At 68.8% G+C, this 26823-nt stretch carries 26 protein-coding genes; 15 read left to right on the forward strand and 11 right to left on the reverse strand.

The window, feature by feature from the left end; translation table 11 throughout:
• Positions 1–214: 214 nt before the first annotated feature.
• A complete protein-coding gene (locus FM076_RS00790) occupies positions 215–778 on the reverse strand; it encodes a TetR/AcrR family transcriptional regulator (RefSeq protein ID WP_345945385.1) in 564 nt (187 codons plus the stop codon).
• A 112-nt stretch (positions 779–890) separates the two neighbouring features.
• Here FM076_RS00790 and FM076_RS33230 point away from each other — a divergent pair, with 112 nt between their 5' ends.
• The gene (locus FM076_RS33230) at positions 891–1346 is read left to right on the forward strand and encodes a DUF2867 domain-containing protein (protein ID WP_345945386.1); all 456 of its coding nucleotides are present in this window, start codon (positions 891–893) and stop codon (positions 1344–1346) included.
• On the forward strand, positions 1343–1792 hold the full coding sequence (locus FM076_RS00800; protein WP_173868028.1) for a hypothetical protein: 450 nt from the start codon (positions 1343–1345) through the stop codon (positions 1790–1792). Before FM076_RS33230 ends, FM076_RS00800 begins: the two co-directional genes overlap by 4 nt.
• A gap of 165 nt (positions 1793–1957) precedes the next feature.
• On the opposite strand, the gene FM076_RS00805 is transcribed toward FM076_RS00800, so the two are convergent.
• On the reverse strand, positions 1958–2449 hold the full coding sequence (locus FM076_RS00805) for a DinB family protein (protein ID WP_173868029.1): 492 nt from the start codon (positions 2447–2449) through the stop codon (positions 1958–1960).
• A 575-nt stretch (positions 2450–3024) separates the two neighbouring features.
• On the opposite strand from FM076_RS00805, the gene FM076_RS00810 reads away from it, so the two are divergent.
• On the forward strand, positions 3025–3984 hold the full coding sequence (locus tag FM076_RS00810; protein WP_345944833.1) for a phosphotransferase family protein: 960 nt from the start codon (positions 3025–3027) through the stop codon (positions 3982–3984).
• Positions 3985–3995: 11 nt separating this feature from the next.
• Here the strand turns inward: FM076_RS00810 and FM076_RS00815 are convergent, their stop codons facing one another.
• Positions 3996–4142 carry a serine hydrolase gene (locus FM076_RS00815; RefSeq protein WP_180217688.1) on the reverse strand — a complete coding sequence of 49 codons (147 nt, stop codon included), beginning with the start codon at positions 4140–4142 and terminating at the stop codon, positions 3996–3998.
• A gap of 338 nt (positions 4143–4480) precedes the next feature.
• On the opposite strand from FM076_RS00815, the gene FM076_RS00820 reads away from it, so the two are divergent.
• Positions 4481–6037 carry an AMP-binding protein gene (locus tag FM076_RS00820; RefSeq protein ID WP_173868030.1) on the forward strand — a complete coding sequence of 519 codons (1557 nt, stop codon included), beginning with the start codon at positions 4481–4483 and terminating at the stop codon, positions 6035–6037.
• A gap of 275 nt (positions 6038–6312) precedes the next feature.
• Here FM076_RS00820 and FM076_RS00825 read toward each other — a convergent pair whose 3' ends face one another.
• Positions 6313–7740, reverse strand: coding sequence for an amidase (locus FM076_RS00825; protein ID WP_173868031.1), 1428 nt, complete (start codon positions 7738–7740; stop codon positions 6313–6315).
• 643 nt (positions 7741–8383) lie between these two features.
• Here FM076_RS00825 and FM076_RS00830 point away from each other — a divergent pair.
• From FM076_RS00830 to FM076_RS34850, 4 genes are all read left to right on the forward strand, one after another.
• A complete protein-coding gene (locus FM076_RS00830) occupies positions 8384–8698 on the forward strand; it encodes an SMI1/KNR4 family protein (protein WP_173868032.1) in 315 nt (104 codons plus the stop codon).
• Positions 8699–8746: 48 nt separating this feature from the next.
• A complete protein-coding gene (locus FM076_RS00835) occupies positions 8747–9427 on the forward strand; it encodes a hypothetical protein (protein WP_173868033.1) in 681 nt (226 codons plus the stop codon).
• A gap of 235 nt (positions 9428–9662) precedes the next feature.
• Complete coding sequence (locus tag FM076_RS00840) at positions 9663–10088, forward strand: hypothetical protein (protein WP_173868034.1); 426 nt, start codon at positions 9663–9665, stop codon at positions 10086–10088.
• A gap of 1114 nt (positions 10089–11202) precedes the next feature.
• Positions 11203–12399, forward strand: a complete 1197-nt coding sequence (locus FM076_RS34850) for an SMI1/KNR4 family protein (RefSeq protein ID WP_345944834.1) — start codon at positions 11203–11205, stop codon at positions 12397–12399.
• A 597-nt stretch (positions 12400–12996) separates the two neighbouring features.
• Here FM076_RS34850 and FM076_RS00855 read toward each other — a convergent pair.
• Complete coding sequence (locus FM076_RS00855) at positions 12997–13440, reverse strand: MarR family winged helix-turn-helix transcriptional regulator (protein ID WP_173868036.1); 444 nt, start codon at positions 13438–13440, stop codon at positions 12997–12999.
• 102 nt (positions 13441–13542) lie between these two features.
• Between FM076_RS00855 and FM076_RS00860 the strand changes: the two genes are divergently transcribed.
• Together FM076_RS00860 and FM076_RS00865 are read left to right on the forward strand one after the other, a co-directional pair.
• Positions 13543–13935: a nuclear transport factor 2 family protein gene (locus FM076_RS00860; RefSeq protein ID WP_173868037.1), complete on the forward strand. Its 393-nt coding sequence runs from the start codon at positions 13543–13545 to the stop codon at positions 13933–13935.
• Between the two features lie 689 nt (positions 13936–14624).
• Positions 14625–14912 (forward strand): hypothetical protein, encoded by a 288-nt coding sequence (locus FM076_RS00865; protein ID WP_173868038.1) that lies wholly within the window; start codon positions 14625–14627, stop codon positions 14910–14912.
• A gap of 505 nt (positions 14913–15417) precedes the next feature.
• Here the strand turns inward: FM076_RS00865 and FM076_RS00870 are convergent.
• Complete coding sequence (locus FM076_RS00870; RefSeq protein WP_173868039.1) at positions 15418–15771, reverse strand: hypothetical protein; 354 nt, start codon at positions 15769–15771, stop codon at positions 15418–15420.
• A 324-nt stretch (positions 15772–16095) separates the two neighbouring features.
• Between FM076_RS00870 and FM076_RS00875 the strand changes: the two genes are divergently transcribed.
• From FM076_RS00875 to FM076_RS00885, 3 genes are all read left to right on the forward strand, one after another.
• Positions 16096–16980, forward strand: coding sequence for a DUF2268 domain-containing protein (locus tag FM076_RS00875; RefSeq protein ID WP_173868040.1), 885 nt, complete (start codon positions 16096–16098; stop codon positions 16978–16980).
• Positions 16981–16990: 10 nt separating this feature from the next.
• Positions 16991–17749, forward strand: a complete 759-nt coding sequence (locus tag FM076_RS00880) for a MerR family transcriptional regulator (RefSeq protein WP_173868041.1) — start codon at positions 16991–16993, stop codon at positions 17747–17749.
• 226 nt (positions 17750–17975) lie between these two features.
• Positions 17976–18383 (forward strand): hypothetical protein, encoded by a 408-nt coding sequence (locus tag FM076_RS00885; RefSeq protein ID WP_173868042.1) that lies wholly within the window; start codon positions 17976–17978, stop codon positions 18381–18383.
• A gap of 112 nt (positions 18384–18495) precedes the next feature.
• Here the strand turns inward: FM076_RS00885 and FM076_RS00890 are convergent, their stop codons facing one another.
• The 4 genes from FM076_RS00890 to FM076_RS00905 form a co-directional block, all read right to left on the reverse strand.
• Positions 18496–19965 (reverse strand): MFS transporter, encoded by a 1470-nt coding sequence (locus FM076_RS00890; protein WP_173868043.1) that lies wholly within the window; start codon positions 19963–19965, stop codon positions 18496–18498.
• A gap of 213 nt (positions 19966–20178) precedes the next feature.
• The gene (locus FM076_RS00895; RefSeq protein ID WP_173868044.1) at positions 20179–21060 is read right to left on the reverse strand and encodes a LysR substrate-binding domain-containing protein; all 882 of its coding nucleotides are present in this window, start codon (positions 21058–21060) and stop codon (positions 20179–20181) included.
• A 216-nt stretch (positions 21061–21276) separates the two neighbouring features.
• Positions 21277–23757, reverse strand: a complete 2481-nt coding sequence (locus FM076_RS00900) for an FtsX-like permease family protein (protein WP_173868045.1) — start codon at positions 23755–23757, stop codon at positions 21277–21279.
• A complete protein-coding gene (locus FM076_RS00905; RefSeq protein WP_173868046.1) occupies positions 23751–24488 on the reverse strand; it encodes an ABC transporter ATP-binding protein in 738 nt (245 codons plus the stop codon). Before FM076_RS00905 ends, FM076_RS00900 begins: the two co-directional genes overlap by 7 nt.
• A 141-nt stretch (positions 24489–24629) precedes the next feature.
• Here FM076_RS00905 and FM076_RS00910 point away from each other — a divergent pair, with 141 nt between their 5' ends.
• Entirely contained in the window at positions 24630–25259 is a 630-nt protein-coding gene (locus tag FM076_RS00910) for a helix-turn-helix domain-containing protein (RefSeq protein ID WP_173868047.1), read from the forward strand.
• Between the two features lie 167 nt (positions 25260–25426).
• Here the strand turns inward: FM076_RS00910 and FM076_RS00915 are convergent, their stop codons facing one another.
• Complete coding sequence (locus tag FM076_RS00915; protein WP_173868048.1) at positions 25427–26353, reverse strand: LysR family transcriptional regulator; 927 nt, start codon at positions 26351–26353, stop codon at positions 25427–25429.
• A gap of 54 nt (positions 26354–26407) precedes the next feature.
• On the opposite strand from FM076_RS00915, the gene FM076_RS00920 reads away from it, so the two are divergent.
• Positions 26408–26740 carry a YciI family protein gene (locus tag FM076_RS00920; RefSeq protein WP_243274251.1) on the forward strand — a complete coding sequence of 111 codons (333 nt, stop codon included), beginning with the start codon at positions 26408–26410 and terminating at the stop codon, positions 26738–26740.
• The last annotated feature ends 83 nt before the right edge of the window (positions 26741–26823 follow it).

Raw genomic sequence — 26823 nt, forward strand, 5'->3', positions numbered from 1 at the left:
GACGTACGTGCCTCGTCCGATGACGCGGCACGTGCCGGTTCCGCAGGCGGCGGCGCTCCGGGCCCCCAGGCGGTCGTCGCCGACGGCAAGGCGGCATCCCCACCTCGCCCGTTCTCCACCGCGGACCCCCCGTGCGCCACCGGGAAGTGACCAGCCATCGGCCTCGTGCGCCCGCCCCTCGCCCGCCTTCGTGCACCTGGCACACCTCACCGTCTCACCGCGGGGAGTCGTCCGGTGCGCCCGGAGACCGGGTGCCGGTGAGGGCGAGTGTCGCGTCGAGAAATACGGAGTTCAGGACGGGGAGTTGCTCGGGGGATTCCGGCAGCAGGAACAGCCAGGCGAGGACGGGGCCGACCAGCAGGGCGTTGAGGGCGACCGGGTCGGGGCGGGTGGTCAGTTCACCGCGTGCGGCCGCGCGGTCCAGAATCTCCGTGAGGGTCTGGCGCTGGGCTTCGAGATACTTCTCAGCGAACCGGTCGCGGAGTGCGGGATAGGCGTGGATATCCGCCAGCAGGCCGGGGACCGTCCCCTGCGGCGGAGAGGCCATGCTGTCCGCGATCTCGGCCAGCACGGCGGACAGGTCGGCGTGGAGCGACCCACGGTCGGGCGGTACCGCCAGGAACTGATCCGGCAGGAGAACGTCGAAGATCATTCCTTGTTTGGTGGCGTGGCGCCGGTAGATCGCCGCCTTGCCCACGCCGGCCCGCGCGGCCACCTCGGCCATGATGAGCCGCGCATATCCCACCTCGGTCAGCAACTCTCGAACGGCGGAGGCGATGGCGTCGTCGACGCGGCTGTCGCGGGGGCGGCCCCCTGATTACGGGCTTGCTTTCGCACGGACATGGCTGCATCACACGAGATCATGAGTAACGGAAGCATCGGTTCCAGAACTGGGGGTTTCGTCTCGGCGAAGTCGACAGCCGGCACAGCGATCGCACCGGGGTGGCGCGGTCCACGGCGCCGACCCGTTCACCGAGGTGTACCAGCTGGACGACGAAGCGGCCCGCGAACCGGCCGACAAAACCGTCCACAGCATCATGCACCTGGGCTGGGCGCCGACCATCGAGGGTGGATACGAACTGCGCAGGGCCGCCCTGGTCAGACCCAACGGGCTGTTCGGACGGCTCTATATGGCCGCCATCGCACCGTCCCGGTATCCCGTCGTCTACCCGGCGCTGACCCGCCCATGGGAACGTGCCTGGCTCGACCACGGCCGTCACCCCCGGCAGCCGGACGGACGCGCCGTGAGCGCAGAATGCGCCGGCCCTGACCGACCGGGCCATGCCGGAAGAACAGCCGTGTCCGAACCCGCCGCACCTCCCCAACGGATGGGAAGACCGAAATGAGCAAATGTGCCGGCTGGCTCCTCGTGTTCCTCGGGGGCGCCCACACACTCCTGGCCCTGACGCCGGAGGGAGCGGCCCGCCACGCCGGAGAGTGGTTCAGCGGGGCGCCGTGGGGCGACGACTTCTCCGGCATGAGCCCGGCCAACAGCGCGCTCCGGCTGTCCTTGGAGGGCTTCGGCCCGCCTCTCGTCGTGGCCGGTCCGCTCGTCCTGTGGCTGGACCGCCGTGGCATCACCCCACCGCTGTTCCTCGCGTGGACGCTGGGAATCTGGGGGGCGGTGGACGCCATCATCCTCATCACCACTCCCTGGCCGCTCCTCCTGCTCGCGAACATCTTGCTGTTGGTCGGAGGCCGCCGCGCCATCGGCCGCGGCATCCCTCGCGTCTCACACGCGGGCGCGGCAGCGAACCCGAGTTCCTCTTGTCCTGGCGGGAGACGCGGCTGACGGCGGAACCCTGCGAAACACTCCCACGCCAGGTCTCCCAACACCGTCGTGAGCCGTCTTCCTCTGCCGCGTGCCGTGGGTGGGTCGGTGATCCTGCGGTGACGCAGCCCCGGGGCGGCAGGTGACCGGACGCGGCGCGGGCTGGGCGGAATCCGGCCGTCTGGCTCATGTCCGGCGGGTGGCGTCGATCTGCTCGCGCAGGATGTCGCTGTGCCCGGCGTGGCGGGCGAATTCCTGGATCATGAGCAGGTAGATCCATCGCAGGGTGACGGTGCCGAAGCCGGGGCGCTGTCGAGTGGCGTCCAGGTCGATGTCCGCGGCGATCGCTCGTGAGCGGCTGCTGGCGCGCTCGAACTCGGCGATCACGTCAGCGACCGTTTCGTCCTCGCTGACCGAGAAACTGTCCTCACCCGCCATCGCACCGTCACATGCGGATTCCGGCAGACCTCCCAGGACGTGCTGGAACCACATGCGTTCTGCGAACGCGGCGTGCTTGACCAGCCCGATCGGCGTCGTCATGGACGGGACGAGCCGGCGGCGTGCCTCTGTTTCCGACAGACCGCGCACCGTGTCGGTCAACTCGGTCCGCATGTGGTCGAGCATGTACTCGAGCAGCCGGCGCTCGGGGCCGACGGTGAGACGAGTCGGGTTCTTCATTGGTCATGTGTCCTTTCGCGGGAATGGGTGGGAGCGCGCACGCTTCCGCTCGACTGGGCTGGCGATGTGCCCAGGCCGGACGGGTGTATCGAGGCCGCCGCCTCGCGCGGTTTCGGTGTGGCGGGCGAGGATTGCCGGCTCCAGCCGGCCCGAGAGGCGGCGATGCATCCGGCTGCACGCGGCAGAGCGGGCCGATGCGATCGGTTCGGAGTCGGAGGCGAACCGGGCGTCGGCCGGGTCGCCATGGCCGAGGGGGCCGAGCAGGGAGGGGGAACGTCGATGACGAACAACTGGCCCATCGAGACGACAAGGCCGGCATCTCCTCGGACTCTTGCGTCCGAGCTGCCGCAGAAGACCTCGCCGACATCAACTCTACCCCAGCAGAGGGCGCAGGTCCGTCTCAGTAGCCTGCCACCGTCAAGGAGCTGAGAGAGTCGTCCGAGGGACCTGGCCTCCTGGCCGGGTGTCCGGACGGGGCCTCTGCCGACTCGGCATGTTCGCGGCTGGGGCCGGTCTGGGCCGCGCCGTAAGGAAAGCCTTTGCGTATGCAGCCGTCCGGATGTTGGGGTGGACCGGTGAGCAACCATGACGAGGCGGCTGTCGGACCGTTGACGCTGGCGTGGGTGAGCCGCCACCTGGAGGCCGGCGAACGGATCGTCGAAATTGACGCGCTGCACGGCGGCATCACTGCTGAGATGCGGAGGCTGACCGTCGGCGCTCGCGATGGCAGTACCCGCGACCTGGTGCTGCGGTCCTTCGTCGATCCGCTCTCTGCGAAGTACGCCGAGGACTGGTTGAACAGGGAGGCCGTCGCCCTGACCCAGCTCGCGGGGACCGACGTGCCGACTCCTGGCCTGGTCGCGGTGGATGCGACCGCCGCGCACTGCGAGCACCCGTCCCTGCTGATGACACATCTGACGGGCCGGACCGTCCTCACCGATGAGGGAGTGGAGACGCGCGTCCAGCTGCTGGCCCGTCAGCTCGTGGCGATTCACGCCTTGCGACCCGCCGAGCGGCCCCCGGAGTACGCGACGTTGACGACGGCCGACACCGTCGTCACGCCGAGGGGTGCCGACGCGGCGGTATGGTCCGCGGCGATCGACGTGATCCGCCAGCCGGCGCCGCCCTATGAGGGGCGGTTCCTGCACCGGGATTTCCAGCCCGGCAACGTCCTGTTCGATGTGTCGTCCTCCGAGCCGGACGGCGCTCGGATCACCGGGGTCGTCGACTGGGCGGCGGTCTCCTGGGGCCCGGCGGATCTCGATGTGGCGCACTGCTCGGCCGTTCTCGCGCTCCTGCACGGCCCGGCATGGGGGCTACGGTTCTCCGAGGCGTACGAGGAGGCCGGTGGTGTGCTGGCCGCGACCGCGAGTGAGCGGCTGTACTGGCAGGTGCGGGACGGGCTGGCGTGCTCGGAAGAAGTGCGTCAGGTGGCCCGGCCGTGGCGTGAGGCAGGAAGGGCCGATCTGACGACGCGAGTCGTGGAGCAGCGGCTGGATGCCTACGTCACCGCCCTGATGGCCACGCTGGGCTGAAATACCTCGATTCAGGGCACGGTACGGAGGCCGGAGACTCCGGAAGTGTGCGAGAGCAGGTGCCGGATCTCGACGTCCCGCCTGCTGTTGGCCGCGAACTCGGGCCGGTACCCGGCTACGGACGCGTGGACGTCGGGGTCACCGCCGTCGACGAGCATGAGCGCGCGGTGAGGCTGGTGACGGTCTTGGTGACGGACCAGACGTTGGTGAGGGTGTTCTCGTCCCACTCGATGGTGCGGTCCGAGTCGCGGCCGGACGTCGTCCTGGTCGGTCACAGCCGTCCAACCGCCGACCGGTCCGGAGCACTGAGAATCGGCCTGGGGCGGGGCGAGTTGGCCTCCCGGTCTGCCCGTGCTCGGGGTGCACGCGTCGGGTCGCCCGATCACCGCCCCCCGGCCCGGTGAATTAACTGCATTATGCACATGGTTTGCTGAGGAGTGATGAGGAGCCCGGGGACCGCCTCCCCGGGAGACATGCGTAAGCACGAAGAAGGATCATGAGCAAGGTTTTTGCCAGCGAGAACTACACCGTCCCGGTGCTGCAACGGCTCTTGGCGCAAGGCGACCGCGACGCGATCGTCGCGGGAGAGCGGAGGATCAGCGGCACCGAAGCCGCCGGTACGGTCCTGCGCTTCGCCGCAGCTCTGCGGGACAGCGGGTTGCGGGAGGGTGACGGCGTGGCGCTGTTCGTGGAGAACTCCCCCGAAGCGCTGCTGCTGCAGATAGCCGTCCATTTCGCGGGCTGCCGACTGGTCTTCGTGCCGCCCGAGCCGGGCAACTCCGAGCTGGAAGCACTGATCCGGCGCGCCGACGTCAAGATGCTTCTCTTCGACCCGGTCTTCGAGGAGCGGACCCGGCGGATCACTGAGCGGACTGACATTCCGCATGTCCTCGGTATCGGCGCGTCCTCGCTCGCTGACGACTTCCTGGTCACGGCGTCCGAGAGTGCCGGCCTCCCGCTCCACGCGGCCGCCGACGGCCGTCACCTCGCGACGCTCCTCTACACCGGCGGTACCACCGGGCTGCCGAAGCTGGTCGTCCACCGCAGCAGCTTCTACGACGACCACGCGCGGATCGCCACTGAGAGGTACGCCGGCGAGGCGTCTTCCGGCGCGCTGCTGGTGTGCACGCTGTTGACACACAGCAGCGGCCACGGCGGTTTCCTGAAAGGCATCCTGAGCGGACACACCGTTGTGCTGCTGCGGACGTTCGACGCCGGCACGGCCCTGTCCGTGATGGACAGCGAGCGCATCACCAGGGTGATACTGGTGACGCCCATGCTGTACGAGCTGCTCGGCCATCCGGACTGCGTCCCCGGGCGTTTCCCCGCGCTGACGTCCCTCACCTACACGGGCGCGGCCGCCTCCCCCGAACGCCTCAGGCAGGCGATGGCATGCTTCGGTCCGGTGCTGCACCAGATCTACGGCGCGTCCGAGGACGGGCTCGTCACCCAGCTCGGCCCCGAGGAGCACGACCCGCAGCGGCCCGAGTCCCTGACCAGTTGCGGGCGGCCGGCACCCGGGGTCGAGGTGGAGCTGCGGGACGAGGAGGGCAAGCCGGTACCGGTAGGTGAGCCCGGCGAACTGTACGTCCGCAGCCCCACGGTCATGGAGGGCTACTGGAACGACCCGGAACGCACCGCCGAGGTGCTCGACGACCAGGGCTGGTTCCGCAGTGGAGACATCGCCCGTCAGGACGAGAACGGTTACCTGTACCTGGTCGACCGGGTACGGGACGTCATCGTCACGGGCACCACCGCCGACAATGTCTACTCCCGGCTTCTCGACGACTTCCTCCTGGCGCAGCCCGGTGTCAAAGACGCCGCCGCCGTCGGCCTGCCCGGGGACGACGACAAGGAGACCGTGCACGTGGTCCTGGTACCCCGGGACCCTGCCAACGTCCCGGACCTGCCGCGGCTGACACGTGAGATCGTCGATGCGCTGGGAGACCTCTACACACCCGCCTCCTATGTGGTAGCCGACGCCCTCCCGAGGACGGCTGTCGGCAAGACCGACAAAAAGGCGCTCCGAGCAGCCCTGCTGGCGGCCGCGTAGGCCATCGGGCAACCCCCTCCCGCCACCTTGCTTCGGCCCCGGCCGTCAGCCGTACGGCCGGGGCCGGATCGCCGCCGAATGCGGCGGAGGGCAGACGGAGTACGTCGGCGCCGGGGGCGGAAGAAATACCACAGAGGCGGGCGGCGGGCCGGGCGTGCTGCCCGGCCCGCCGCCTCCGGGACGGGGTGCACGGGAGCCGGTCCAGGTGTCCTGCCAGTGCCATGCCAGGGCGCTGATGCGCTGGGGCGCCGCCTGCGACGGGTACGGCGGTCGCGTCAGGTGAGGCCGGGGCTGCGACCGCGTACGGGGCTGACCGTTTCGAGGGCGCTCCCCAGCCCGAGGATGGTCGCTTCGGCATACCAGCGGGAGACGAGCTGCACACCAACCGGCAGACCGCCGCTCGTGGTTCCGAACGGCAGCGCAAGAGCGGGGAGTCCGGTGAGGTTGAAAGGAACGGTCGCCCGCATGATGCCGCGTGCCGGGACGGTCACTCCGCCGGCCTCGAACGTGCTCCTGGCGTGCGGCGGGGCCGGAATGGGACACACAGGGCAGAGCAGTGCGTCATAGCGCTCGAAGTACCCGGCGAACATCCGACTGAGCTGCTCGACCTGCTGCTGTGCTGCGACATAGTCGGCAAGAGCCACCTCCGGCGCGGCAAGCGTCCGCTGGAGGACGGTGCTCAGCTCTGCCGTGCGCCCGTCGGCGGCCTCACGGAAATACGGCACGACCTCAGCGGTGAAGAGCACCGCGCTCAGCGCTGTCGCGTCGATGGTCTGCAGACCGGCGGGAGCCGCCGGCTCGACGGTGCAACCGAGGTCGCTCAGCGCGTCCGCCGCAGCCGCCACGGTGGCGGTCACTTCGCTGTCCGCCGGGCCGAAGGCGGGATCGCTCGCCCAGCCGATCCGCAGCTCTGCGAGCCGTCGTGGATCGCCGCCGGCCGATGCGGGCCGCGGGAACGGCGGCGCTTGGCGCACGTAGCCGTCGTGCCCGTCGGGACCGGCGAGAACCCAGAACGCCGCCGCGACGTCCCGCACACTGCGGGCCATGGGCCCCACATGCCAGTACCTGCGGGGTACTTCCGGCCAGTGCCCGGTGACCGGTACCCGGCCACGGGTCGCCTTCAGCGCGACGATGCCCGTGTCGTGGGCCGGGCCCCGCACCGAGATGGCGACATCGCTGCCCAGCCCCAGCGGAGACATCCCCGCCGCGATGGCGGCCGAATCACCGCCGCTGGACCCGCCCGGCGTCCGTTCGACGTCCCAGGGATTGCGGGTCCTGCCGGTGAGGGCGTTGTCCGTCTCGGTCCAGTAGGAGAACTCCGGCAGGTTCGTCTTGGCCAGCGGGATGCCTCCCGCGGCCCGGAGCCGGGCCACCGCGGTCGCGTCGGCACTCGCCACGTGGTTCTTGAACAGCGTCGATCCACGTGTGCTGACTGTCCCGGCCACGTCCAGTGAGTCCTTGACCGTGAAAGGCACACCGTGGAACGGCCCGACAGCGGTTCCGGAGGCCACGGCTTCGTCCGCCGCTTCCGCCATGGCGAGCGCCTGTTCGGCGAGCACCGTCACCATGGCGTTGACCCTCGCGTCGACGGCCCCGATCCGGTCCAGGTGCGCGCGTGCCACCTCGGTGGCCGACACCTGCCGGGTACGGACCAGCTCAGCCAGCCCGGTCGCGTCCCACCTGACCAGCTCATCCGCGTCCATGGCGCCTCCTGGCACGCCAGCCTAGCAACGCCTGATCTCCCCTCGGTGTGCGAGGCATGCGCTGGGGGCTTGGCAGTTCACCGGTCGCATCGACCAGATCCTCGCCGGAGTTGTCAGTGGAGCGGTGTAGAACTTGTCGGCATGGTTGATCAGCGGAAAACGGCCGTGGAGAGAGTTCTGCGGAACATGGCTGCCCGTATCGAGGCAGCCGCGCCGGAGGGGTGACGACGAGGGCGGCTGAGTACCTGCCGTGGGCCCTCGGGCGGCAGCCAGAGCAGCTTCTACGAGATGGCCGACGGCACCGAACAAGCGATGGGCGGGAGTCCGCAGGGAGTCAAGGAGCTGTACGCGCTCAGCGGTGCGTCCACCGAGCATCTGACGGTCGAGCCCTCGGGGCGGTTCGAAGCGGTACTCAGTCAGGCCATCACACGCAAGACCTACCCGGAGCAGGATCAGCTTCTGTATGTACTGCGTCCGGACCACCTGCCCGTGCAGCCCGGCGCCGAGCAGGACGGGCCGTTCGATCCGACGCCCGCGGGAGATCCGGAGGAGGCCGTCCGGCTGTTCCGTCAGTACGTACAGAAGCGGGCGGACATCCTAGGGGAGAAGGAGATCCTGCCCCCTCCGTTGGACGCGTCCGCGCGTGCCCGCCCTGCTGGACGAATTCCAAAGCGAGCTGCCCCCCGACCTGGTGGCCCTCTACGGCGAGGCCGACGGCGACGAGGAGACCGGGCTGTTCCGCGGCCACCTGTGGTTCGATCTGGAATCCACGACCACCCATGTCCACCACGAGCGCGAGTTGACGTGGACCGATGATCCTCTGTGGGCGATGACGGGCGAGGCGGAGCCCCCGGGGACCGTTCGACGGTGGCTGAGCAGCCCGAACTGGATCCCCTTCGCCACCAGCACCGGCGGCGACTACCTGGCGGTCGACATGGATCCGGGACCGGCAGGCTGACCGGGCCAGGTCATCCGCGTCGGGAGAAACTACCACCAGCCTGTCTATGTGGCCGACTCCGTCACGACCATCCTGCGCCGGCTTGTGAAGGCGCTCGACCAGGGTGACTACTGGGCAGAGGACAGGTATCTGGACATCGACGTCAAGATACCCAGTTACCTGGACAAGAGCAGAGCTTTCTGGCGTGGTGCAGGGCCGATCCCGAAGAAGCCGCACCGGATCCACACCCTTGTCGTCGACAACGTCAAGAGTCTGGATCTCGAAGCCGTCCGCGGGGCGCCGTGCATGAGGACGGTGATGCTGTTCGGTGAAGGCCCCGTCGACCTGCGTCCGTTGCTCGACATCCCACTTGAGGCACTGTCCCTGCAGCTGGACGCCGTCGACCTGCGTCAACTGGCCGGACACCCGACCCTGCGCGTGGTGCGGCTCTCGACAGAACAAGCTGTCGACCTCAGCGCGCTGCGGACGCTCCCCCGGCTCGAAGGGCTCGAACTGTCCGGCGCCACGGTCCAGGACGTCAGCCCCATCGCCGATCTGAGCCGATTGCTTTCCCTCACGCTGTCGTACGAGCAGTGGCAGAAACTCGACAAGATCCCGCGGCTGGCCGCAGTGGGACTCGGCGGCTGCACCACGCTGAGCCAGGTGAACCAGTGGGCAGCCCGCTTCGACCCCGACGAATCGCTCGGCGGCTACGAGTATTTCGAGGGCTGTGTCCCTTCCGACGGCTGACGTCCCGTGGGCCCGTACGTATGGGTGCTCCAGCTGTGCTGCGGGAGGCAGCACCGATCGGCCGTTTTCCAGCGGCCCGGTCGGTGCCTGGCCTCCCTCGGCTTTGCGACCGGGGCGCGTGCTCAACACGGTCCGTGGACAGGCCCTAGGGTGCCTGACCATGTATATTCCGTCCAACGCGCTCAGCGGCCCACGTCGTCGACGCCTCGTCGCAGGGGGGATGCTCACACCCTTCATGGCTCTGATGGGGGTGGTGTTTTCCGCCGTGGCCGCCAACACCACTGACCGCCCGCTGCCGATGACCGCCTTCGCCGCACTCGCGCTGTCAGCCTTCGTGGTCGCCTGGTGGTGCGCCCGCTTCTGGCACGCGGCCCTCCGCGAGACCCCCGAGCCCAAACCGTGGCCCTGGCTCCTGCCTCCGCTCACACTCATCGTGATCTTCATCGTCGCCGGTGTCGGCGCGCTCCAGGACGGGGAGAAAGGGTCCGGTATCGGCATGCTGGTGACGGCCGGCCTGCTCCTCCTCCCGTTCGCGGTAGGCCTCGCGGTGGGGCTGGTCGCCCTTCTCCAGCACCGCTCCCGCAGGCGGCAAAACCCTGCCGCGCCCCGGACCACGTCCGAGCCCCAGCGGCCGCACCGGGCCTGGGGGACGATCGACTGAGAAACGGAGGGGGGCATCGAACGCCCGATGTCGGCGCTCCTCTTCCTGAACGCCTGCTGGTGCTGTGACCGCATAGGTTCACCGGTTCGTCGGATGCCTTGCAGGTTGTGCGTGGAGAAGCTGGTGAGTCTTTCGACGGCAGCGTCGACGTAGTCGGGGTCGTCGTACATCTCGTAGTGGGCCGGCGCCGTCGATCACCATGAGGTCGACGGGGTTGGGGGCCGGGCCAGCTTCCACAGTTGCCTTCCGTGTCGTCGGTGTTGCCGATGCGACCGGCGAGGACGACCCCGAGCTATGTGAACTGCGCTGGGCCGTGGTCTTGGTCAGCATGGAGTGATACACGTTCGTCGCTGATTCGTCGTCGCTTCATGCGGTTCATGCGGTGGACACGAAGGTCGATGGCAAGCGGATGGTTGTCGGGTGCTGGCGCGAGCACCTCGCTGAGCTGGTCGAACAGGCAGTGGTCGTTCCCTCAGGCAGTGGTCGTTCCCTTCTGTGGCCATCGGGGCAGTTCTCGCCAGCTGGGGCAGATACGGGAAGACGAGGTACCTACACTTGTCGGCATCATGCGTCGCTGTGCCGTTCGGGCCGGCGTAGTGATCAGCAAGGAGGAGGCCGTTGGTGTCGGATGGGGCGTCCGCGTTCACGTTTCGGATGTGGTCGCGTGCCTGGAATTCTGTGGAATGGCTGCCGAGTCACCAGCTGCTGCTGTATGTGGATGACGGTGAGAGCACGCTGCCGCAGGCGCTGTCTTGGGGCGCGGTGGGCGGTGCGCAGTCGTCATGTCGCCGGATTTGACGAGTTGTTATGGTCACCATGTCGCTGCCGGCGGTGACGTGGTGAAGGTACGGGGTGAACTCCATGACCGGCCGGGCGTTCCCCTGGACGTCGGTAGTGCCGGTGGGTACGAGTTCGACACGGAGATCGAGGACACTGCCGGATGGCGTCCGGCCGGACGGCTGCGGCGGCGGCTGCTGCTGCTGCTGCTTGACGATGGTGCTGAGCTGCCTCCGCGGTGGGTGGCCTGGCGTGACCAGGCGGGTAGTGCCTTCTCGGTGGCGCTGCGTTCGGTGAGCCCGCCCGGCAATGCGGATGTCACCGACATGGTGACCAGGTGTGGGCCAGCGCCGAGCACCGTGATGCGGGCGAGATGGCCGTGAACCTCGTCGAGGGTACGGACAGCAAATGGTTCGCACCGCACGACCGAGCGTCTCTGGAGTTCCGGCTTACGCAGCCTGTCGTGGTCGACCAGTACGTCCTCACGTCTGCCAATGACGCACCTGACCGCGGCCCAAGATCGTGGGTCCTGCACGGTTCAAGGGATGGGAATCTGTGGCGGATCCTGGACTCCCGCGGAGGAGAGTCGTTCACCGACCGGCACCAGTCCAGGACATATCGGATTTTCGTCGAACCCGGATCCTACGACCGCTACCGCCTTAACATCTTCGGAAGCAACGGTTCCCCGCACCTGCAACTTGAAGCCGTTCGGTTCCTCGCCGGGACCAGCGGTTTCACTGGCTACCGCCACCGCACGGGCCACGCTCCAGCCGCGTACCGGGGTGTGCGTGTCGTACAGGAAGCACCAGACACGTCCATGAAGCCGTTGCCGGCGGGCCTGCCCCCTGTCACAGAGTCGCTTGGCACCCGAGACGTGTCACGGCAGCACCAGGCTGAGCTGATACCGGGTTCCGCTGGCGGGCGGAGAGAGAACAAGAAAAGTGAGGGGAGCTCACCAAAGCCTGTGTCCGGTCCGCTGACGGTCACCGAGTGGCGCGAGTTCCTCAGTGATTACAGCTCCACGTTTCTGAACTCGAACTATCTCCGTACGGCTGAGTCGGACGGGAACGCAGAGTACATGTTGAGTCAGACCCAACGGGAGGCTGGATGGCTTGGTTACGAGCCAGCAGGCGAAGAGGCGGTGCTGGCCGCTGAAGAGCGACTTGGGGTCCGGCTGCCGCCGACGTACCGGAACTTCCTGCTGACCAGCAACGGCTGGTCTTCCATCGGCGAACTCGATCTTCTCAAGGTTGAGGAGAACGGGTGGTTTCCTGACCTGGAACCCCAGCTCTTCCAAGCCTGGTCGTCGCCGGGCCTGGAATTCTTCGCCGACGATCTCGAGCTGCTCAAGCGGTGCCCGTTGATCTCAATCGACGGCGGCAGCGGTGGCCGCTGGCTGCTGCATGCCGACAGCGCCAGGGAGGACGGCGAGTGGACCGCGTACGAGTGGTGGCCCGGTGAGGGCGGCGATCTCGAAGAGAACGACAACTTCGCGGCCATGGTAGCGAGTGCGGTAGATGCCTTTCCTGAGTAGGTCTCTTTTTTTCTGGCGGCTTTGAGTGACTGTGACTCGAAAGGTGCCGGAGGCCAGCGCCGAGCAGGAACATCGTCGTCCGGTGACTGGCGTCTCCCGCGTCCCCTGACTCGTGCACGGGCTCTCGCGGGTCAGCCGCCGGTCATCATGGTGATGAGTGCCCAATGCAGGTGTGCTTCGGAGTGCTGGGGCAGCCGCTCGTAGTCGCGAGCGCTGCGGCGGCAGTTCATGCACCAGCCGATCATGCGCTCGGCTGCCCTTGCCGGCGGTGGAGGCTGCTTTGACCGACGGAGAGTCGACGATCAGCGTCACCGGGTGCGGGCAGTGCCCGTTTCCGGTACGGATCCGGCGCCCGAGCTGACCACGGTGCAGGCGACCACCCCGGCCCGGTCCCACCTCCAGAAAAACCCGTAAACCGTCTCCCACGGCGGGAAAACCGCGGTCACAGCACTGAGCGGGCTGTGATGGCGCGTTCGTGCCTCACGCCAGGGCCCGCAATGCTTTTGCCGAGAGTGGTAGGTCAGGCCCATCGATCGCGGCCCCTCCCTGGACCCCATTGATGCTCGTGTCGTACCAGGACGTGTATCAAAAATGGATCTAGGCGAATGGGCCGTCGGTGACGAAGCGGCGCAGCAAGGTGGCGAAGGCTGCGGCCTCGTCGGCCGGCCAGGAGGCAAGGCTGGCGGTGATGCGGGCGGACAGGCGCTCGCGCAATGTCTGCACCGTGCGCTGTCCCGCGTCGGTGAGGACGAGCAAGGTGGCGCGCCGGTCGGAGGGGTCCGCTTCACGACGCACAAGTCCGGCCTCCTCCAGCCGGGAGGCGCGGCGGGTGACGCCGGATCGATCGAGCCCTACCTCGGGCGCAAGGTCGGCCGCACTGCAGGGCCCGGTGCGCTCAAGCCCGCTGAGGACCGGGTAGGTCAGTTCGTCCACGGCTTCCCCCATGCCGAGGGTCAGCTCCCGGTGCAGTCCTTGACGGGTGCTGCGCTTGAGCAGCACACCCAGAGCATCGGCGATCTCGCGTCCCACCTCGGTCTCCATCCGATCAGAATAGCGTGCGTGCCGCACGCATACGTGTTACGGTGCCCCCATGCGCGTGCGTCGCGCACGCAACCGGGGGTGGGACACGAGAGGACTCCCGTTATGCACCGCACCGACATCACCACCGCACTCGCCGATCTGGTCTTCAATCCGGGACTCGACCTCCATGAGGCCGCCGACCGGCATTTCGCCCCCGACTACCGTCAGCGCACCGACGGGCGCTGGGATGACCGCGACGACTTCCTTGCGCACATCGCCCATCTGCGCGGCGTCGTGGCCGAAGGCTCGGTCGAAGTCCATGACGAGCTGTACGACGGCGTCCGCTACGCCGACCGGCACACCGTCCACATCACCAAGACGGACGGTTCCACCGTGCGCACCGAGGTCTACCTGTTCGGTGAGTTCGCCCCTGACGGCCGCTTTCGGCGCGTTGAAGAGGTGACGCTCATGATCGAAGGCGCCGAAGCCGACCGGAAACTGGGCAGCGCCCGTTGAACGGGGGCGCCGGCAGGCAACCGTCTGGAGCCGAGCGGGAGGAGTGGCCACAAGGCCGGCTTCCGACCGGAGTGCGAGGCTCATGTGCTGGTCACAGCCACTCGTTAATCATCGCGACGAGGACGGTCGCCTTGTAACGGACCGCAAGTTGTCGTAGCGCGTCGCCACGGCACGGTGTCTTTTGAACCCCTTTTGAGCCGATTGATCCCGCATTCGACCGCGTGCCGGGCCTTGTTGTCCTCGGCGTCGAGCTTCGGCCGACCGACCGTCCAGCTTCTCGGCGGGCGACGCGGACCTCGTTCAGGACCGACGCTGGCTGCGGGGGCACCGCGCTGTCCGGCCCCGATCACGATGGACATCAGCTTCTGGCCTGCTCAACGACCAGGTGCCACTTGGTGGTCAGGCCACCGCGCGAGTGGCCGAGCACTGTGCACCCGTCAGACCTCCACATGCCACGAAGCAAGATCATCCCGCCTTGAGATCCGCTTCCGACACGTGCCCCAGCCGGCTGTGCTGCGCAGCATGGTGTCGGTCGGCTCAGGTCAAGGCGTACGCGCATGTTCACCCTTGCGGGTAGAGCGCCACCGCGATCCGATCAGGGAGGCATGGGTCCGGGCAGCAAGGAGCCGAGGCTTCAACGGAGCCGTCGTCCGGTCGGCGGCTCCCTCCCCTGAAGGAGGCGCATACCGATGCGACGTTCAGCGTCCATTCTCGGAGCACTGGCTACGGCTGTCGCCCTTGCCGTAGCGGTGCCCGCCTCGGCAAGTGCGGCCACGGGCCATCTGCTCATCGACGGAAAACGCTACGACAACCCCAGTGGTTGCTACGAGCTGCCACAGGACGCCGAGGTCGAGAATCACACCGACCAGCCCGCTGAGGTCTACTCCGGCGGCAACTGCGACGGACAAGTCATGGAGACCATCCCGGCCGGTGGTAGCAGCTTCACCGACTGGGGTTACAGTCTCCGCATCAACTGACGCCCCATGTGCACCCGCCTGCCCCCCCTCGAAGGAGCACCACTTCACGGCAGGCACCGGCGGGCACTGGGTCGCGTATCACCGACCGGGCGAATTGCCGTCGGAGGGAAACCTCCTGACGGCCGGTGTCGTTAGCAGGACGACGGTCTGTGAGGCGGTTTCCGCTCACACAGGCCGCCGTCTCCTGCGTGTCTGGGTCGTTTCGCGCAGGCGGTTGCGCCCCGGGCCCACCGGCTCCGCAAAGCAGGGGACGGGGCGCGACCACATCCCCGTCCCGGGCCGGTTCCGTCGCTGCCTGCCTTATCGGGGCCGGTGGCACCCCCCCAAAAAAAACCGCCTCCCACGCCGAAGCGCCCCAGCTCTACTGCGGGAAACAACGAGACCGCGGGCAACGTCCGGACGGCGAGGCCGCGTTCAGCACTGGCGGGCGCCGTCCGTCCGCGGCCGCGAACAGCTGGAGTCGCTCGATCCCCCACAGATGTGCTCAGTGTCGATGATGGGAAAGTCATCCGTCGACAGCTGAGTGACCGGTCTCCTGGGGGTCGCCACCCCCGCGGCGGCTCAGGCGGCGGATCAGTGACACCCCCGCCACACCGGCCAGGCCTGCCGTGCCTGCGCCGAGGCACCAGGTGCCCACGACGACGTCCTGGTGCTTGCTCCGCTGAAAGTCCCGCTGTTGCCCATAGGTCCGGTAGGTCTCTCCAGACCTGGAGAAGCACCGGTCGTTCTCGTCCATCTCGGACCCGACCTCCTCGTGTTCCGGATCGACGTTGGGCCCATCGCAGAGCACCTCCTCGGACAGGCCGTGGCCGGTGATCCCGACCATGGCCTGAACCACCCCCCACACAGCAAGCAGCATGAAACAGACTGTGAGGACGCCGCGCACTCGCATTCGTCGCCTCTTCCCGCTCTCCGTCACGGCACAGTTGACGAGCGACGAAGGTGTTCGGTTGTTCGCCGCGCTTTCCCGATCGTAGGCCCGGCCCGTCGTCGCGCGGTCCGCGCGTCCGGCCGCTCTCTCCGTAATCTCCGTCGGCGTACGGCGACTCTCGATACGTAAGAAACACGAGGGACGTCGACGGGGCCGCGATCACGAGGGACGTCGACGGGGCGCGATGCTGTCCGGCTGGGCGGCAACACGGCATTTGACCTTGACGTTACGTCAACTTCTAGCATCGCAGCCATGTCGATCACTGTTCTTGACACTTACTCCGCCATGAAGAAAATCCTCCAGGCTCCTGTCGCGGACCGCGCCGACCTGCTGCGTTCGATGCTGGAGGCCAACAGGGGCATGTACCGCTACCACCCCGGCGAGCTGGATCTGGTGGCTCTGCACCTCCAATCGTCCGGGTTCCCCATCGACCGCGACGAGGAGCGTTGTCTCGACGCGCTCGAAACCCTGGCGGCGGCCGGGGCCTGGGAGCGGATGCAACGCGCCCTCGACGAGGGACTCGCTGTACTGCTGGAGGCGACGCCGGGGCTGGAGGCCCCGGACATCACCGTGCTGTTCGTCCTCGGCGATCCGGGTGACGAGCACTTCATGGGGCCCTGCAAGGGATTGACGGGGTTCGGTGGCATCTCAGGCCACATCGCCCTCACCTTCTGGCCTTTCCCCGAGAACCTGGAGCGGCTGGAAGCCACCGCTGTGCACGAACTCCACCACAACCTGCGGTGGGCCCCGGGCGGGGTCGTGTGGGACCCGATGACCGTCACCGTCGGCGACCACATCGTCGGCGAGGGCCTGGCCGACGCCTTTGCCCGACAGCTGTACGGTGACGAGCTCGGCCCCACCCGCATCGGCGTGCCGCACCTGCACGACGACGAGGTCTTCAAGAAGGTGCTCACGGGGCTCGACGTGACAGGGATGGAGAACTTCACCGCCTGGGTGCACGGCGACCCCAGTGCGGAGCGTTTCGGCCTCACCCCGGTGGGGCTGCCGATGGGCGCCGGGTACGCCGCGGGCAACAGGCTGGTCGACACCTATCTGGCGGCGACCGGGAAGACGGCGGCGCAGGCCCTGCACGCCGACAGCTCGGAGATCATCGCCGCGACGCTCCGCCACGGGTAACACTGGTGGGATGGAGTGGACGATCCAGGAACTCGCGGCACGGGCCGGCATCACCAGCCGTACCCTGCGTCACTACGACCGTGTCGGGTTGCTTGCCCCGTCCCGGGTCGGCCCGAACGGATACCGCTACTACGACGCGGGTGCGGTCGCCCGCCTCCAGCGGATCCTGTTCATGCGCCGGCTCGGGATGGGCTTGCCGGCCATCGCCGAGGTCCTGGCCGACGAGGTGGACACCCGCGACGGACTCCGCGCCCACATCGCCGACCTCGAAGAGGAACGGGACCGCCTCGACCGGCAGATCCGGTCCGCGCGCCACACCCTCGAGGCCCTGGAGGCGGGTGCGGAACCGCAGATGGACGTCATGCTGGCGGGGTTCAACGACCACTACAAGGAGGAGGTGATCTCACGTTGGGGCGAGCGTGCCTTCCAGGTGAGCAACGACTGGTGGCACAGCAAGACCCTCGACCAGCAGCGGGCCTGGAAGCGGGCCGCCGAGGACCTCGTCGCCGCGTGGGTCGCCGCAGCGAGGGACGGGGTTTCCCCAGCCTCCGAACAGGCTCAGTCACTGGCTGCCCGGCACGTCCAGTGGCTGAGCCAGATCCCGGGCACCCCCACGGCCGAGGGCGACCGTGAGTGCTCGATCGCGATGGTGAAGGGCATCGGCGACATGTACGTCGACGATCCTCGCTTCACCGGCATGTACGAGGACGCCGCGGGGGCGGCGTTCGTCCGCGACGCACTGCACGTTTACGCACGGACGCGCATGTAGCGCGTGGGTGTGCGGTGCGGAAAGTACGCCGGGGGTGCGGGTTGTCGCGGAAGTGGTCGTTTCCGCGACAACCCGCATCTCGCCTGCCTCATCTCGTGAGTGCACAGTGTCCGCCATCTGAACGACCGCAGGCCGATGGCCGCCGTCGTGGGCAGGGCCTTGCCCGTTGTTCGCACTTCCCCGATCATGCACTCCAGCACGGCGAACGGTTTCAAGGAGGGCACGAGTGAGCGCACCGGCCAGTGGTGGTCACGGGGTCGACTGGCACGATGAGGCCGCGGCGGAACGGGCCTGGACCGGTAGGGATGAGAACAAATACCAGGACCCGTGGGGGCTCTACTCGGCCCGGCACCTGATGAAGCTACAGCGCCGAGAAGCAGTGGTGCTCCTCAAGAGGCGCGGATACGACCTGCCCATGCCTCCCGACCCGTCCGCGGAATGGCGGGCATCCAGAGAAACCCCGAACTGCCCGCCCCTCAGCGACCTGGGTGGGGCATGGCTGCCTGCCGAACTGCTCGCCGCGCTCAGCCAGGTACCCGATGACATCGAGCAGCAAGCCTGGCAGGACGCGATCGCGGAAGCGCTCGACACAGCTTCGGAGATGCGCCTTCTGTGGTCGACGGACTCTTTCTGACGGGGTCGTTCGAGCGATCGAGTACCCGGTCCTCCAGCACGATCTCGATGTAGTTCTCGCGGATCGTCATCGCACCAGCTCCAGGTTGGTGCCCACCGGCCGGGCACCTCGGTCACGGAGCAGCTTTCACGGGGGCGGGAGCTGCCGCGGTGCGATGTCCGCTCTCTTCCTCCGTCGTCTCGCGGCGGCTCGTCGCAACCATGGGAAGGAAGGCGAGAGCCAGCGCGGCCAGTACGAGGTTCACGCCCAGCCCCCAGGCGAAAGCGGATGTCGCGGAGTACACCGCACCGAGCAGTGCGGGCCCGAGGGCAGAGCCGATCTGGATGCCGGTCTCCAGAGCGCCGGAGGCGGAACCGGCGTCCCGTGCCGGGACGCCGGCCAGCACGATGTTGAGGAGAGGTGTGAAACCCAGGCCCTCGCCGAAGCCGATGACGGCCAGCGGGACGACGATCGCCACCTCGGGTATGCCACGCCCGTACACCACGGCCGCACCGAGCAGCGCGGCCGTTCCCACGACATTGATGACATATCCGAGGGTCAGTACGTGGCGCCCCGCCCACGGTCCGATCCTCGGTGCGACCAGGGAAGCGATGCCGAAGCACAGCGCGAGGGGGGTGAAGAGGAGCCCGGCCTTCAGGGGAGAGAAGCCGAGGGGACCTTGGAAGTAGAGGGAAATGAGGAAGAACAGTCCGATGTTGCCTGCCACGAAGGTGAGGGAGATCCCCGTTCCCGCCTGGAAGTTGCGGTGCTGGAGGAGATCCGGGTCGACGAGCGGCAGGCGTCCCCGTCGTTGGGTGCGCTTCTCCCAGCGCAGGAATGCGACCGTCCCCGGAACGGCCAGGAGCATCAGCACGAGCAGCAGGGGGTGGCCGTGCTCGCCCCCACCGAGGACGAGGGGGGCGATGACGCACAGCAGGGTCAGGGTCAGCAGCGCGACTCCGGCCAGGTCCAGGCTGGGGCGGTCGTTCTTCCGGTTCTCGGGGAGAAGGAACAGGGCTCCGATGACGGCGGCGAGGCCGAGGGGAAGATTGATGAGGAAGACGGTTCGCCAGGACAGACCGGCCACGTCCAGCCCGATGAGCAGGCCCCCGACGATCTGCCCGAGGATGGCGGCGATCCCGGTGACGGCCCCGAAGAGGCCGAACGCCCTTGCCCGGTGACGGCCGGAGAATGCGAGCTGGATGATGGACAGTGTCTGCGGGAGCATCAGTCCCGCCGCCATGCCCTGCAGGACGCGGAAACCGATGAGGGGTACCGGGGCCCAGGCGAGTGCGCAGGCCAGGGATGCGGCACTGAAGGCGAGGACTCCGACGATGAACAGCCGACGGTAGCCGAAGAGGTCACCCAGCCTGCCGCCGGTGACCAGCGTCAGACCGAACGCGAGGGTGTACCCGGAAACAATCAGCTCGGCCTCGGTGACACCGGCCCCGAGGTGGGTGCGGATGGGCTGGAGCGCCACGTTCACGATGGACAGGTCGAGTTCGACGAGGCACGTTCCGGCCAGCACCACGACGAGCGCCAGCCACTGGCGCAGGTCGGGGCGGCGCATGTCCACCGATGGTGGCGCGACTGGAGAAACCATGACAGGGAGTCTTCTGAGTCCTGCCCTGGTGATCAACGGCGATCTGCGAAAGAGCTGTTGAGCGAGGCTGATGAATGCGGCCGGCCCCTGGCCTTTCCCCTGGCCCCTCCCCTGGCGGCTGTCGCCGGTACCAAGTGTCAGCTGCTGGTTGCTGGCTGCCGACCCGATTACCCGTCGTGCCGGGGGAAAGAGAAAGAGCAGGCGTTCTCCCGCTCACCCCCGCACGTACGCTTCCGCCGTCTCCGCGAACGCCGTTACCGCGGGCTTCCTGCCGGACTTGCGCCATACCAGCGCCACGTCGGCGTAGGGCAGGTCGCGGATGGGCACGAAGGCCACGTCGGGGCGTGCGTAGAACTCGGCGGTCGACCGCACCATCGGTGCGAGCCCCTGTCCCGCCGCGACCAGGGAGAGAACCTCATGCACGGTGGCCACCGGCTGACCGCGGTGGATCGGTTTCCCCGAAGGCGTGCAGGGTGGTGACTGGGCGTCCCACCAGTACCGCGGGGCGTTCCCAGCGGGTGAGAACACCTGGCGCTCCGCGAGTTGTTCCACCGAGACGGACTCGTGGGAGGCCAGCGGGTGGCCCAGCGGCACGGCGAGCATTCTGGGCTCGGACGACATCGTCGGTCCCACGACCAGGTCGTCCTCCCGGACCGGGAGCCAGTGGCTCAGGACATCGACCTCGCCCCGCCGCAGTGGTCCGAGAGGGTCGGCGATGTGCACTTCGCGCAGTTCGGTCTCGCAGGCGGGATAGCGGGCTCGGAAACGCCGGACAATGTCCGGTACCACCATCGTGGCGCACAGGAAGCCGACCCGGAGGGTTCCGTCCATGCTCCGCGTGGCCTGCCGGGCCTCGTCCAGCGCGTCCCGCATCTCTTGAAAGGCCGGTGCCACCCGTTCACGGAGCCGCTCCCCCACCTCGGTGAGACGGACGCTGCGCGTGGTGCGTTCGAAGAGGCGACCGCCGACGCGCCGTTCGAGGGAACTCGTCAGCTGGCTGACCCGCGCCTGCGAGAGCGTCAACCGCTGTGCCGTCCGTCCGAAGTGCAGTTCCTCGGCCAGGGTGAGGAAGCACTCGGTTTCCTGGAAATCCACCACTCCCCCAACCCGTACTTCCAACACCGCGCCCGGTCGGTCGGTCGGACGGTTGCCGATCGGTCGGCCGACCGATCGACGACCGTCCGCTCCCGGCATCGACCCCGTCACCTGCAGCATTGTCCGCGTCGGCACACGGTGGTGCAACCAGTCGCGGTCCCGTCCGAGGTGCTGTCCCAGGCAGCCTGCCTCCGGAGTCCCGGCACCGGCCGGCCACTACTCCCGGACGCCGGCCAGGTCGACCGCGCGGCGGCGGAGGGAGAGACCGGCGGGGATCACGGTGCAGAGCACCGCGAGGAGTGCGCAGCCGCCCAGGACCACGCCGAGCGCGGCCCAGGGGAGGGCGAGCGGCACGTGGACCGACAGCAGTCCGAGTGCTGCCCACATTCCTGCGAGGTCGAGCACCGCGACGAGAAGACCGAGAACACCTCCCACTGCGACCACCAGCACGGCTTCGACCGCCACGGTCATCCGTATCTGGCGTCGTGTCGCGCCGGTGAGCCGCAGCAGGGCGAGGTCGCGCACGCGGTCGGAGGTCGACATCACCATGGTGTTGGCCAGGGAGATGCCCGTGTAGAGGAGGGCGATCCCGAGGACGAGGAAGAGTCCGGCGCGGGTCGTGCGGTTGGTCGTGGCGGAGGCGACGTCGCGACACCATTCCTCCGCGGTGTGGATCCGGCCGCCGGACTCGTGCACGGCTGTTTTGAGACCGGCGGCGGCCGTGGCCGGATCCGCGTCCTCGGCTAGGCGTACGCTGACGCGGTCGACGGGTGCGGCAGGGGCGTTGCGGGGTGTGATGTAGACGCCGTTGTCACCCGTGCCGGTGCGCATGACTGCCGCGATCCGCAAGGTCTTCCTGGTGCCGTCTCCCAGCCAGACCCGTACGCGCTGACCGACGGTGTGCTGTGCCCATTCCTCGTTGACGATGATCGAGTCGTCGTCGAGACGGCTGACCTTCCCGGCCACGAGCGGTAGCCGGGTGGTGGCCTCCAGCCCGGTGGGGTCGGCGGCGGTCGCGGGTGAGGCGATGAGGGCGGTTTTCTCCTCCAGCACGTAGACGGCACTGGAGGAGGTGGCGGAGACGTCGATGCCCGGCAGGTCGCGCAGCCGCCGGAGTGTCGCCCTGTCGAAGCCGGAGTCGTGTGCGGGGGTGACGACGAAGTCGGCGCTGGTGCGGGCGCGCGTCTCGGCGTCCTTCGCCTCGTTCAGGGTCGCGCCGGCTCCCAGGAGGGAGCCGGCGAGAGCCACCGTGACCAGGACAGGCGCCGCGAGGGACGCCGTGCGTCTGACGCCCGTCGTGGCGTGCCGGCCCGCCAGCATGCCGACGGCGCCCGGAAGCCGGGCGGGCAGCCAGGCGAGCAGGCCGGCCAGTGGACGCACCACCACGGGCGCCAGCAGCGCGACCCCCGTGATCAGCAGCATGGGACGGGTGATGTACGTCTTGCGGTGCAACAGGTCACCGGGATCGGTCACCAGAGTGAGGAGGAGAGTCACGGCCGCGGTCACCAGCAGTCCTCCGCCTGCCAGCCAGCGGCCCCGTGTCCTGGCACGGCTGTCCACGGCGGCCTCCCGCAGGGCGTCGGTGGGGGCTGTGCGCCCGGCGCGCCAGGAGGCCGCGGCGGCGCCGCCCACGGCGACGAGCAGTCCCGTCCAGAACGCCGCGTGATAGGGCCAGGCGTGCCGGCCGATGGCGAACCAGCGAGGGGCCAGCCCTTCGTCCACCGTCCAGTCGGCCAGGGCCGGTGCCGCGTACTCGGCGAGGGCGCACCCAGCCGCCGAGGCGAGGGTGCCGACGACGAGTGCTTCGCAAAGAACCATGGTGCGGATCTGGCGCGGCGTCGCCCCGGCTGTACGCAGCAGCCCGAACTCGCGGCGGCGCTGTGCGACGGCGTACGCGAAGGTGGAGGCCACGACGAAGGCCGAGACGAAGGTGGCGATGCCCCCGGCTGTGCCGAACATGGCGTTCATCGCGGTGAGTGCCTCGCTGTCGCGCCCGGGATCGGCGTCGGCCAGCCGGCGGGCATCACCGGTGAGTACCTGGACGCCGTGGCCGCGCACTGCTTCCCGTACCGCTGAGAGATCGGCGTCGGCCACCAACTGGGTGCTGCGGGGCGCCAGTTCGGCAGCGCGCCGGTCGGTGGAGAAGAGAGCTTTCTCGAAGCCGAGCCCCTCGGTGATCCCGACGACGCGGAGGCGTCCCCGGGAGGTTTCGAGTCGGGACCCCGGCCGCAGGGGCGGGGCGTACTCGTGCGTCCAGTCCCGGCTGACGACCACCTCGTCGTCCGCGCGGGGCGCGCGGCCGTCGGCGAGACGGTAGGGGGCGAAGGCGGCCGTGGACCACGGGTGGCCTGCGAGAGTGACGTTGCTGTCGCCGCGCAGCCGTACGTCGAAGGACCGGTCCTCGACCACCGGTCCGAGCTGCCTCAGTCGGGCGACCACACGTGCCGGCACCGGACGGGGGTGGGCCAGCTTGTGGACGCGCTCACCGATCGGGGTGGGTACGCGCAGGGTGTCCGTGCCCTTGACGACGAGGGGGGCGGCTGCGAACCGTTCCGGTTTCCGCTCCGGGGCCCGCAGCGACGATGCCAGGGCCAGCCCCATGGTGGCGAGCATCGTGACACCCAGTGCGAGGGCGAGGAAGCTGCCGGCGAAGCCCGTCCAGCGCGTGCGCAGGGTGGGCAGGACGATGCTCAGCACGAAGCGGCCTCCAGCGTTGCCATATGGGCGGCGATGTCCTTGGCGGACGCCTGCGGCAGTTCGCCGTTGAGCCGCCCGTCGGCGAGGAAGAGCACGCGGTCGGCATAGGAGGCGGCGACCGGGTCGTGGGTGACCATGATGGTCGTCCTTCCTTCTTCGCGGACCATGTCGCGCAGGAGCCCGAGGACTTCGCGGCTGCTCTGCGAGTCGAGGGCTCCGGTCGGCTCGTCGCCGAAGAGGACGTCGGGCCGGGTGATCAGCGCGCGGGCCAGGGCGACGCGCTGCTGCTGCCCGCCGGAGAGCTGGGCGGGTCTGTGCCGGGCCCGGTCGGTGAGGCCGACTTGGGCCAGAGCTTGTCTCACGCGTGCGCGCGAGGGCCGCCGGCCGGCCAGGCGCAGGGGAAGGCCGACGTTCTGTTCCGCGGTCAGGGACGGCAGCAGGTTGAACGCCTGGAAGACGAAGCCGATCTGTTCGCGGCGCAGGAGGGTGAGCCGCCTCTCGCTCATGGCCGTCAGTTCGTGCCCGGTGACCCGCACCGATCCCGCGTCCGGCCTGTCGAGTCCTGCCGCGCACTGGAGCAGCGTCGACTTGCCCGATCCGGAGGGGCCCATCACGGCGGTGAACGTTCCTTGCCGAAAGGTGAGTGAGACCTTGTCCAAGGCCGTGACGGCGTCGGGGCCGGTGCCGTACCGGCGGGTGACGTCCCGTAGTTCGACTGCTGCGTTGTTCATGTGACTGTCCTGACGTACGCGGGAGTTGGCCGGCGCGTGTGACGAACGCGTGCGCACAGCGGGGGCTGGTGACGCCGAGCATTGCAGAGTTTCCTCTGCAGAGGAAGCTCTGCAGAGGAAACTCTGCGCTATTGTCGGGGCATGACCGCAGAGCCGTCCCAGGACAACGCCCCCGGCACCGGACAGCCCGCACCGGCTCCCGGCAGCGACCCCGCGACCCTCAAGGCACTGGCCCACCCGCTGCGCCTCAAGATCCTCCGGCAGCTGGCCGTCACCGGTCCCGCGACGTCCACGGCGCTCGCCGAAGTCCTCGGCGAGAACACCGGAACCCTCAGCTACCACCTGCGCCGGCTGGAGCGGGCCGGACTCGTCGAGGACGATCCCGACCACGCGGCCGGCGGTCGTGAACGCTGGTGGCGCAAGGTGCCCGACGTGGACCTACGACGGCCCCAGCGCGCGGCCCTGGCCTCCCCCGCTCGGGAGGCACTCGACGAGCTGGACCGGCTCCGCATGGAGGACGACATCGAGTTGGCATACCGCCGCCTCCAGGAGCGGTCCGGTGAGGAGGGCTGGGCAAGCAACGGCTCCAGGAGCACCCTGCACCTCACCCAGGAGGAACTCAGGCAGTTTCACCACGCCTACCTCGAACTGCTGCGGCGCTTCCCCCGGAACGCCACCGACGCGAAACCCGGAGCCCGGCCGATGGCAGTACGCTGGTTCGCCGTCCCCCTCGACGACAACTCCCCGGAGGGGCCCTCACATCCCGCCTGACCGCCCTGCGGCCCGGTCGGCGCAGGCGGCGAGGGCGGGAAAGCCGGGATCGGCGGATGGCTCGGCCCCGACGGCGGGGGAGGAACGGGCTGCGATGACCTGGCCGGTTCGGGGGCGCGGTGCCGCTCGCGATGCTCGACCTCCCAGCCGGGAAAATCGCGGTCGTTTCAGCTGCGGACCGCGCCCACGGGTTCCGCGTCCTCGCCGGAGAGCAGGCGGGCCCACGAGGTGCGGGCGGCTGCGGTGAGGATCAGTCGCTCACGCGGAGGGTTCGGCCCCACCGGGCGCCAGACCAGGTCGGCGTCTCCCGATACGGCGCCGCGTGGCCGCAAGGCGACCAGGGCGTTGCGGGCCGTGAGCCGGTGGCGGAAGAGGGTGTGGCCGGCGGCGTCCTCCACGACGAGGTCCGGTCGCCATCCGTTCTCCCGCACGTGCGTAAGGACGGCCGCCGCATAGCCGGGCGCACGGTGCGAAGGGAACCACAACAATCGCTGACCCACCAGTTGGGACCAGGTCAGCTCCGGCTCGTCGGCGAGTGGGTTGCGGCGGTGCAGTACGACGCCGAGGGGCTCGTCGTTGAGCGTGCGCACTTCCAGGCCAGAGGTCTCGGCGGGGGCACGCATGATGCCGAGCGCGAGGGTGCCGCCGCGCACCAGGTCGCTCTGCTGCTGTGAATCGGCCTGCTGGTAGACGAGCCGCAGCCGCTGCCCGTCGGGGCCAAGGGCCAGGATCTGCTCGGCTCGCAGGAGGGCGGAGGCGGGAACGCCGTGGCAGACCCCTACGGGAACGGTGGTCGGAGCCACCCGGGAGGCCGCGATGGAAGCCCGCAGTTCCTCCAGCGCCCGGTTGACGCCCGCCAGCAGCGCTTGCCCGCCCTCCGTCAGTTCCATTCCCTGTGGCACCCGCCGGAAGAGAGGGGTGCCGATGCGGCGCTCCAGGAGGCGGATCTGCTGGCTGAGGCTGGGCTGGGCGATCCGCAGGGACCGCGCCGCCGCGGTGACCGTCCCGGCCTCGGCGACCGCGGCGAAGTACCGCAGCTGCCTCAGTTCCAGCCCGGAAAGAACATCGGCATCCCCGCTCTGATCAGCGCCCATAGGTCTCAGCCTATAGCCACGTGACACAACACATCTTGGCGCAGCGGAGCCTTCATGGTCTTTGCTGAAGCCATGTTCGTCATCGTGTTCACGTACCACGCCCCGCTGGAAACCATCGACAAGCTCAGGGACGCTCACTACGCCAACCCGCACGGAGTCTTCGCGCAGGGGCTGGCACGCCTGGCAGGTCCCCTGGAGCCGCGAACGGGAGGAGTCGTCATCGCCGAAGGCGAGCGCTCCGCCCTCGAAGCGGCACTCGCCTCCGATCCGTTCGTCACCAACGGGGTCGCCACCGTCGAGATACACCAGTTCCGCCCGGTCTGGTCCGCCGGACAGGGACCGGGCAACGGTTCCTCGCCCGCGGACCGGATGAACAACCACTGCTGACGACCCCGGTGAGATGTCGCAGGCTTGCCTACGCCCCGCCTGCGCCGGAGCTGCCGCTGCGGCGCCCGGCACTCCGACCCGGT

It is taken from the genome of Streptomyces albus subsp. chlorinus (assembly GCF_013302895.1).
Lineage (GTDB): Bacteria > Actinomycetota > Actinomycetes > Streptomycetales > Streptomycetaceae > Streptomyces > Streptomyces chlorinus.

Bases quoted from the DNA above. Each gene is read 5' to 3' on its own strand.
- FM076_RS00800 (WP_173868028.1), top strand. From the start codon at position 1,343: ATGAGCAAATGTGCCGGCTGGCTCCTCGTGTTCCTCGGGGGCGCCCAC.
- FM076_RS00805 (WP_173868029.1), bottom strand. From the start codon at position 2,449: ATGAAGAACCCGACTCGTCTCACCGTCGGCCCCGAGCGCCGGCTGCTC.
- FM076_RS00815 (WP_180217688.1), bottom strand. From the start codon at position 4,142: ATGCTCGTCGACGGCGGTGACCCCGACGTCCACGCGTCCGTAGCCGGG.
- FM076_RS00820 (WP_173868030.1), top strand. From the start codon at position 4,481: ATGAGCAAGGTTTTTGCCAGCGAGAACTACACCGTCCCGGTGCTGCAA.
- FM076_RS00825 (WP_173868031.1), bottom strand. From the start codon at position 7,740: ATGGACGCGGATGAGCTGGTCAGGTGGGACGCGACCGGGCTGGCTGAG.
- FM076_RS00840 (WP_173868034.1), top strand. From the start codon at position 9,663: ATGGCTCTGATGGGGGTGGTGTTTTCCGCCGTGGCCGCCAACACCACT.
- FM076_RS00855 (WP_173868036.1), bottom strand. From the start codon at position 13,440: ATGGAGACCGAGGTGGGACGCGAGATCGCCGATGCTCTGGGTGTGCTG.
- FM076_RS00860 (WP_173868037.1), top strand. From the start codon at position 13,543: ATGCACCGCACCGACATCACCACCGCACTCGCCGATCTGGTCTTCAAT.
- FM076_RS00865 (WP_173868038.1), top strand. From the start codon at position 14,625: ATGCGACGTTCAGCGTCCATTCTCGGAGCACTGGCTACGGCTGTCGCC.
- FM076_RS00870 (WP_173868039.1), bottom strand. From the start codon at position 15,771: ATGCTGCTTGCTGTGTGGGGGGTGGTTCAGGCCATGGTCGGGATCACC.
- FM076_RS00875 (WP_173868040.1), top strand. From the start codon at position 16,096: ATGTCGATCACTGTTCTTGACACTTACTCCGCCATGAAGAAAATCCTC.
- FM076_RS00880 (WP_173868041.1), top strand. From the start codon at position 16,991: ATGGAGTGGACGATCCAGGAACTCGCGGCACGGGCCGGCATCACCAGC.
- FM076_RS00890 (WP_173868043.1), bottom strand. From the start codon at position 19,965: ATGGTTTCTCCAGTCGCGCCACCATCGGTGGACATGCGCCGCCCCGAC.
- FM076_RS00905 (WP_173868046.1), bottom strand. From the start codon at position 24,488: ATGAACAACGCAGCAGTCGAACTACGGGACGTCACCCGCCGGTACGGC.
- FM076_RS00910 (WP_173868047.1), top strand. From the start codon at position 24,630: ATGACCGCAGAGCCGTCCCAGGACAACGCCCCCGGCACCGGACAGCCC.
- FM076_RS00915 (WP_173868048.1), bottom strand. From the start codon at position 26,353: ATGGGCGCTGATCAGAGCGGGGATGCCGATGTTCTTTCCGGGCTGGAA.
- FM076_RS00920 (WP_243274251.1), top strand. From the start codon at position 26,408: ATGGTCTTTGCTGAAGCCATGTTCGTCATCGTGTTCACGTACCACGCC.